7 protein-coding genes are annotated in these 7,682 nt (G+C 57.7%); 2 read left to right on the forward strand and 5 right to left on the reverse strand.

Features of this window, described 5'->3' with window-relative positions:
* Nucleotides 1-100: 100 nt before the first annotated feature.
* From fdhD to ACRAUW_RS07850, 5 genes are all read right to left on the reverse strand, one after another.
* Entirely contained in the window at nucleotides 101-1,000 is a 900-nt protein-coding gene (gene fdhD / locus ACRAUW_RS07830) for a formate dehydrogenase accessory sulfurtransferase FdhD (protein ID WP_431361829.1), read from the reverse strand.
* Nucleotides 997-3,129 (reverse strand): sigma 54-interacting transcriptional regulator, encoded by a 2,133-nt coding sequence (locus ACRAUW_RS07835; protein WP_431361830.1) that lies wholly within the window; start codon nucleotides 3,127-3,129, stop codon nucleotides 997-999. Before ACRAUW_RS07835 ends, fdhD begins: the two co-directional genes overlap by 4 nt.
* A gap of 415 nt (nucleotides 3,130-3,544) precedes the next feature.
* Nucleotides 3,545-3,844: a hypothetical protein gene (locus ACRAUW_RS07840; RefSeq protein WP_431361831.1), complete on the reverse strand. Its 300-nt coding sequence runs from the start codon at nucleotides 3,842-3,844 to the stop codon at nucleotides 3,545-3,547.
* A 194-nt stretch (nucleotides 3,845-4,038) separates the two neighbouring features.
* Nucleotides 4,039-6,183 (reverse strand): formate dehydrogenase subunit alpha, encoded by a 2,145-nt coding sequence (gene fdhF / locus ACRAUW_RS07845; protein ID WP_431361832.1) that lies wholly within the window; start codon nucleotides 6,181-6,183, stop codon nucleotides 4,039-4,041.
* 46 nt (nucleotides 6,184-6,229) lie between these two features.
* The gene (locus ACRAUW_RS07850; RefSeq protein ID WP_033112617.1) at nucleotides 6,230-6,829 is read right to left on the reverse strand and encodes a 4Fe-4S dicluster domain-containing protein; all 600 of its coding nucleotides are present in this window, start codon (nucleotides 6,827-6,829) and stop codon (nucleotides 6,230-6,232) included.
* Between the two features lie 15 nt (nucleotides 6,830-6,844).
* On the opposite strand from ACRAUW_RS07850, the gene ACRAUW_RS07855 reads away from it, so the two are divergent.
* Nucleotides 6,845-7,132, forward strand: a complete 288-nt coding sequence (locus tag ACRAUW_RS07855; RefSeq protein ID WP_431361833.1) for a hypothetical protein — start codon at nucleotides 6,845-6,847, stop codon at nucleotides 7,130-7,132.
* A gap of 233 nt (nucleotides 7,133-7,365) precedes the next feature.
* A partial coding sequence (locus ACRAUW_RS07860) for a restriction endonuclease (RefSeq protein ID WP_431361834.1) occupies nucleotides 7,366-7,682 on the forward strand: 317 nt, incomplete at its 3' end.

Raw genomic sequence — 7,682 nt, forward strand, 5'->3', positions numbered from 1 at the left:
GCGGTACATAGGGGGTTCTGAGTAGAGAAATGCTAGTTGAAAATGTGTAAACCTATTTCAGGACTAGCAGCCTTTAGCAGGCTCTCACTTTTGCTGTCACTTAAAGCAGAATGCGCTGGCAGGCGCTGTAGATCTCGGCCCGCCCGGGGCGGCAAAAGCCCACCAGCGTCAGCCCGGTCTGCTCGGCCCGCTGGACCGCAAGCTCTGTGGCGGCAGAGAGAGCGAGCAAGATCTCGACCCCGGCGCTGGCGCACTTTTGCACCATCTCGAAACTGGCACGGCTGGTTACCAGAATGGCACCATCACGGCGACCCGTGCGGCACAAGTGACCCACCAGCTTATCCAGCGCAATATGACGCCCCACATCCTCACGAATGGCGAGAATATTGCCCTCACCATCCAGATGCACAGCCGCATGAGTGGCGCCGGTGCGCTGACCCAATAGCTGGAGCGGGCGCAGCGCGCTCAGCACCTTGTCGATATGGCCCACCGCCAGACGCTGACTGTCAGGCAAGCTTGGCTGGGTGCGGATCACCTGCTCCAGACTCTCGCTGCCGCAGATGCCGCAACCGGTACGGCCCGCCAGGGTGCGCCGCTTCTCTTTGAGGCGATGGACGCAGCGGTTGGCCAAGGTGATATGCAGCTCAATCCCCTGACAGCCATCAATCTGCTCGATGTCGTGGATATCGAGCAGGCTGTCGATGATCCCCTCGGATAGCGAAAACCCGATGGCGAAATCCTCCAGATCGGAGGCCGAGCACATCATCACGCTGTGAGCGATGCCGTTGTAGACCAGCGCCACCGGCGTCTCGGAGGGGAGCGCCATTTCGCTGTCGCAGGTCAGTTCATCGGCGCGGTAGTGCACCACCTCGCGGTGGATGGCGCAGCGGGCCAGCTCGTTCTGTTCGCTCAGCCCTCTTTGTTCTCTCTGCTCGCACTGTTCGTTCTGTTTCTGCTCGCTCCGCTCACTCCGCGCCTCAAGCTCTATGGCCTCTCTCATGGGGCGACCCCGTCAATGATCTCGGGATCTCTGGCCGAAATGCCGAGCCGCTTCATTTTCGAAAGCAAGGTGGTGCGCTTCATGCCGAGGCGGTTGGCCGCCCCCCTGTCACCTGCGACGATGCCGTTGCAGTCACGCAGGGCGGCGATGATCGCCTCGCGCTCATCGGTCGGCACTGCCTCGGCAAAGAGCGGCGTGGCGGGCTCGTCATAAACCAGAGTCTCAATCTTGTGGTAGCCCTTGAGCGGCATCAATTCGTCCGGCGAGAGGTTGAGCACATGGCCGCGGGTCATCACCACGGCGCGCTCGATGACGTTCTCCAGCTCGCGGATATTGCCGTACCAGGGCAGTGACACCAGCATCTTCATCGCATCGGCGGGGATCGAGGTGATGGTGCGGCGCATCCGCTTGGCGATCTTCTTGATAAAGAAATTGACCAGCAGCGGAATGTCCTCGCGCCGCTCCCGCAGCGGCGGCAGCTCGATGGGAAAGACATTGAGGCGATAGTAGAGATCGCTTCTGAAACGCTTGTTCTTGACCATGGAGAGCAGATCGCAGTTGGTGGCGGCCACCAGCCGCACATCCACTGCGATGGGGTTGCTGTTGCCCACCCGCTCCAGCTCGTGCTCCTGCAATACCCGCAAGAGTTTCGGCTGCAAGTCCAGCGGCATATCCCCCACTTCGTCGAGGAACAGGGTGCCCTTGTGGGCCCGCTCGAAGCGGCCGATCCGCTGGGTCAGGGCGCCGGTAAAGGCCCCCTTTTCGTGGCCAAAGAGATCGCTTTCGATAAGGCCGGTGGGGATGGCGGCGCAGTTCACCTTCACCATCTCGTGGTCGTGGCGGGCACTCAGGGCGTGAATCGCCTGGGCGATCAGCTCCTTGCCGGTGCCGGTCTCGCCGAGGATCAACACGGTACTGTCGCTCTCGGCCACCAGCCGCACCTTCTCCAGCACGCTCTCCATCACCGCGCTCTGATAGATGATGTGGGGGAACTCCCCCTGCATCTGCGGCTCGTTGATGCGAATAGTCTTCTCTTTAGCGCCGTTGGTGTTGGAGATCTCCTGCTGCGCCTGCACGTTGTTCATGGCAATCGCCGTGCGCGCCGCCACCTGCTCCAGCAGGGAGATATCGATATCGGCAAAGAAATCGGCATTGGGGTGCGAGAGGATCAACACCCCCAGCAGGTTGCCCCGATAGCGCAGCGGCAAAATGCAGGAGCTGTCGGCCTCGGGGGGCAGGATCTGGGAGGTAAACCGGCAGCGATTACTGCAACCGTGGCCGTGCTCGCGATAGACGAAAAACGGCTCGCTGTGACCAAGGGCCCCCTGCAGACACTTCTGCTCGAAACAGGAGTGATCGATGATGCCCGGCTGCTCGCTCTGGTGCTGATTAACCAGATAGCTCTTGAAGCTGTCGGAAGTAGCGTTGTACTCCGCCAGACACAGACTGCTGATGGCGAAATGGTGATGCAGGATGGCAAACAGGCTCTTGGGCAGCTCGGCGATGCGCACCAGTTTGATCACCGCATTGGTCACATCCACCAGAATTTTGCAGCTGTCGCGCTCAAGGCGCAGGGAGTTGGCCTGCTCCAGAGTGCGCTCCTTGTCGAGCACATTCTCCAGCGCAATGGCGATAATGGCCGCCAGTTGGGTCAGCTTGGCGAGCGTCTCCATGGTGAAGCTGTCGAGCTGGGTGTTGATAAACTCGACTCCACCCAAGTGGCTGCGGGCGGTGGTGATAGGGAGCTGGCAGTAAGAGCGCAGCACCCCGTAGACCCCTTCGCGATCCAGGGCCGGGCAGCGATTCTCAAAGCGAGCGGCAGCGAGAATGATGGCCTGTTCCGGGGTTTCTTTAGTGGGACGGGGGGAGAGGTGCAGCTCTGCCTTGGGGCAGACCAGATGCTTTGGGCCGGAATGTCCCATGAAGTAGAAGATGGCCTCCTCGTCCGCACCCATGTTGAGGATCAGGTTGACCCGGGTCACACCGCCGAAGCTGGCATCTATCTTGTTGAGTTTGTGGATAAAATCATCGAGCGTCACGGCCGACAGGAGGGATTTGGAGAGCAGGAGGAAACCGTCGTCCCAGATAGGAGAGATCTCGTCCAAGGGGATGGCACTCACATTTAGCATTGCGGCCTCACGTTATATCGATTTAGTCACCAGTCAGGCTGTCCATGCCATCGCATCACGACAAGCACCCGTCACCAAAATAAATAGCCGCAGCCCGTAAAGCGGCTGCCAATAAGAAAAGCGGTGACGAAAATTGTCGCATGTTGCAATTCCAGGGTTTTTATTAACGAACGACAACAAAAAGTAACATCGTTATCGGGGGATATATTGGAATGGCGACTCATCATAGATGAGCTCAAATTTCATTACAATCCGATTTAATATATCTAATTGCCATATTTAACCGGTTATTTCATCAGTTCTTGATCTTAATTAAGGCGCCCGAGAAGTGGGCCGCCGTCAGCTGTCAGATCTGCCTCTCCTCTTCCCTGGCTGCGGGATTCAAGATGGCGTTTGCTGCCCATTCATCGGCAATTTATGAGGTGATGATCCGGCTGTGGCAGCACTTCAGGCCACCGAAGATAAAGAGGGCCGACAGGCTCTGAAAGGCCATCAGCAGCCAGCTGGCGTTGTCGGCAAGCTCGGCGGTGACGCTCTGGTGAGTGAGGTAGATCAGCAGGGTAATCATCCCCAGCAGCAGGCCGTTGATCAAGGTGGTGGAGATAAACCCGATCAGCCAGGCACTGGAAATACTCAAGGCAGAAAATACGCTGCTCATGGCAAGCCGCGCCGCCATAAAACAGCCGAAAAAACCGAAGCCGAGCAGAAATATCATCTCGTCGCGCCAAATATAGCAACCTATTCCCAGCAATATCGCCGCCAGATAGGTGCCAATATAGCAAAGCCCGAATAAGCGACCAATTTCATGTTGCATCATTTATCCCCTGTTTTTGGGTAATACAAGGGTGCCCGACTCGATAAATCCGAGTCGGGTTCCCTTATTTGTGCAGAACCTCGTTTTTAGGGCGTTCAGCCTTTGGCTGCGCTGCGCAATTTCGCCTTGAGCGCGCTGTATTCAGTCTGGACGTACACTTCCGTCGCTGGCTGATCCTCGATGCGCTCGATCTTCACCGCACAGTACTTGTACTCGGGGGTGTAGGAGACCGGATCAAGGTGCTCGATGGTCAGCTCGTTGCAGGCCCCGATCCACCACTGGTAGGTCATGTAGACCACCCCGGCGTTGACCCGCTCGTTGTAGTTGGCCCGGGTGATCACCTTGCCACGGCGCGACGAGATCCAGACCAGCGCCTGATCCTTCACCCCGAGCTTTTTGGCATCACTCGGGTGGATCTGCACATAGCCCGGCTCATCGGCCAGGGTTTGCAGCGCCGAGCAGTTGCCGGTCATGGAGCGGCAGGAGTAGTGACCCACCTCGCGCACGGTGGAGAGCACCAGCGGGTACTCGGCACAGGGCTGCTCCCGCGGCGGTCGCCACTCGGAGGCAATCAGCTGACCCTTGCCGCTCGGGGTGGTGAACACATTCCCCTCGAACAGAGTGCTGGTGCCCGGGTGATCCTCGGTCGGGCAGGGCCACTGCACGCTCTTGAGATCGGCCATCTTGTCGTAGCTGACCCCGGCATAGAGCGGGCAGAGCGCACGCATCTCGTCCCAGATCTCTTCGGTGTTGTGGTACTCCATGGGATAACCCATGGCGGTCGCCATCAGCGAGAAGATCGCCCAGTCCGGTTTCACGTTCTCAGGGGGAGTGACCGCCTTGTAGAAGCGCTGGAAGCCGCGATCCGCCGAGCTGTAGACCCCCTCGTGCTCGCCCCAGCTGGTGGCGGGCAGAATGACGTCGGCCATCTCGGCGGTCTGGGTCATGAAGATATCCTGCACGATCACCAGCTCCATCCCCGCCAGAGTGCGGCGGAACTGACCCAAGTCAGCTTCGGTCTGGGCCGGATCTTCACCGAAGATGTAGAAGGCTTTGCACTTACCCTCCTCCACCTTGTGGCCAAGCTCGGTCAGACGATAGCCGGGCTTTTGAGAGAGGGATTCCACACCCCACGCCTTGGCGAACTTGGCGCTGATCTCGGGGTCGCTCACCGGCTGATAACCCGGGAACTGGTGGGGCAGCATCCCCATGTCACAGGTGCCCTGCACGTTGTTCTGACCGCGCACCGGCCCGCAACCGGTACCGCGGCGACCGAAGTTGCCGGTCAGCAGCGCCAGACCCGCCAGCCCCTTGACCACGTCCACCGCCTGACCGTACTGGGTCACCCCCATGCCCCACAGGATCATGGACGCAGGCGACTCGGCGTAGGTGCGAATGGCGGCGCGGATATCGGCGGCTTTCAGGCCGGTGATCCCCTCGACATATTCCGGGGTGTACTTGGCCACCGTCGCCTTGAAGGTCTCGAACCCTTCGGTGTAGTTGGCGACAAAGGCCTTGTTGTAGAGCCCTTCGTTAATCAACACGTTGGCGAAGGCGTTAACCAGCGCCATGTTGGAACCGTTTTTGAGCGGCAGCCACTGATCCGCGATGCGGGCGGTCTCCACCATGCGGGGATCACACACAATCACCTTGGCCCCGTTTGCCTTCGCCTTGAGGATATGGCGAGCGACGATGGGGTGAGAGTCAGCAGCGTTGTAACCAAACACCAGCAGGCACTTGGTCTCTTGAATTTCGGGAATGGCGTTGCTCATGGCGCCGTTGCCTACAGTTGTCTCCAGACCGGAGACTGAGGGTGCGTGTCACACCCTCGCGCAGTGGTCGACGTTGTTCGTCCCAATCACCGCACGGGCAAATTTCTGCATCACATAGTTGGCTTCATTGCCCGGGCCACGGGCAGAGCCAGTGGTCATGATGGCGTCCGGGCCATATTTCGCCTTGATGGCAGAGAGACGGCTGCTGGCGAACGCGATCGCTTCATCCCAGGAGACTGCCTCGAGCTTGCCACCGCGCTCGCGGCGGATCATCGGGCTCTTGAGACGGGGGGTCAGCAGGTTGGTGTCGTTCAAAAAATCCCAACCGTAATAGCCCTTGAGGCAGAGCTGCCCCTCGTTGGTCCGGCCGTTGGCGCCTTCGGCCCCCACCACCTTGTCGTTTTCAACCAGCAGGTTGATTTTGCAACCGGTGCCGCAATAGGGGCACACGGTAATGACTTTTTTCATGACTCACACTCTTGTTTGTTAACGAAAAACGGCTCGGCAAGCCCGCTCACACCCGCGCCGGCATCGCCAGCAGTGCCTCGGCACTGGCCAGCTGCTTCTGCCGGTTCAGGTTTTCAAGATGCTCCGGCGTGACCAGCCGCAGCGCCTGGGTCGGACACACCTCGACACAGGCCGGGCCCGCCTCGCGGTGACGGCAGAGATCGCACTTGAGCGCCTGCGCCTTGGTCTGCGGACGCTTGAAGAGCGAATCGGCAGCGGGTGCCACCTCTTTGAGCACCACCGCCATGGCGCCGTAAGGACAGGCCACCACGCAGGACTTGCAGCCGATGCAGCGCTCCTGCAACACCTTGACGCAGCCATCCTCACTGACGATGGCATTGTTCGGGCAGGCCATGGCGCACGGCTTGTCTTCACACTGGCGACAGAGCACCGGCGTGGTCACCTTGCTGCCCACGATCACCTTCAGGCGCGGCTGAAAGTAGCTGTCCTTGGAGACCAGATGTCCATCCTCGATGGCAAGATGCAGGCCGCCCTCCCGCTCAAGGGTCCCGCTGCAAGACCCTGACTGGTGTGAAACGGCGCAGGCCACCTCACAGGTACGACACCCAATACAGAGACTGGGATCTGCAATCACGAAGCTGTTCATAGAGAGGGATCCTAAATGGTTCGTTACACCGGGCCGCCCGCCGACAGGCAAAGAGGCGGCCAGCCCCTACAAAGCATTTATCAGACCAAAACGGGCCAAGGGTGCGATAAAAAATCACAAGCAACTGAAAATAAAGGAGTAATCAGAAAGGAATTCGTGCTACTTGCCGCCCCCGACGAGGGTGACGACGGGGTGGGAAGTGTGATCGACACGACAAAAGTGACGAGCTCGACACCGGCTGACAAAGGCTATCACCCTGCCCTTTCAGCTCAAGCGAAAAAACAACAACCAATAAATGACTAATTTATTGATCTCGGACAGATTATGCGCCGATTGCTCTTTTTACCCCCTACCCGATTGGATAGCATGCTTCAGTTGGCAACCAGCTCCGTTGAGTTTTTTCCATACAGAAGCACAAAGTACTCCTCAACTCAGAACAGCAGACTGTGACTAGCTTACAGAGTGATTAGGGTTACTGGCTGTCACACACAATTTTTTAACGCCAGAGTAAAATTAAAACAGGTTATATTTAGCATATGATTCGACCAACAAGAACGTGGCAATTATTTGAACAGCTAGTTGTAAAGATTTTAGAAGAAAATGATTTTATAGCTATAAAAAATGATGTTAGGGGAGATAATGGTTTTGACTTGTTAGCTCGCTATAAAAATGAAGACTGGGCTATTGAAGTAAAATTTTATCGTACTGCTCGAGCTCAATACTCGCTTATTGATGCAGCAGCTAGTCGGCTAGCTATAAATGGTGCTTCTGCGCAAGTCCAGAAAGGCATGCTAGTTGTTTCTTGTATTATACCATCAGAACTAAGAGTTATTATCCAAGATAAGTTTAATAT

Source organism: Aeromonas sp. (genome assembly GCF_050633025.1).
Classification (GTDB): Bacteria; Pseudomonadota; Gammaproteobacteria; order Enterobacterales; family Aeromonadaceae; genus Aeromonas.